Raw genomic sequence first — 308 nt, forward strand, 5'->3', positions numbered from 1 at the left:
TGCTGAAGCAGAAGGGAGAATGGAAGATCATTTATTTGATCGACACCAGGAGGAGAGAGGGGTGTGGGGATATGAAGGTGAAATAGTTGCAAGTTACAGGTTACTTGTTGCGTGTTGCCGGTTGCCGGTTGCCTGTTGCCGTTGCCTGGATGTTTCAAGTTCCAGGTTAAAAAGTTTTTTACAAAATTCCGCTGCGCGGGTGTGGTGGCTGACCACCCCGTCAGGCTATCGCCTGCCACCCCTCCTTGAAAAAAGGAGGGGAGCTGATTGAGACATTTCTGCTTCGCAGAAAACCTCCTCGGGAGGAG

Annotated in this window: 1 protein-coding gene; it reads left to right on the forward strand. The window is 51.0% G+C overall.

Features of this window, described 5'->3' with window-relative positions; translation table 11 throughout:
• A partial coding sequence (locus HC175_RS24060; protein WP_209310220.1) for a hypothetical protein occupies window positions 1-271 on the forward strand: 271 nt, incomplete at its 5' end.
• Window positions 272-308: the final 37 nt, after the last annotated feature.

The sequence above is a fragment of the Salinimicrobium oceani genome, assembly GCF_012037645.1.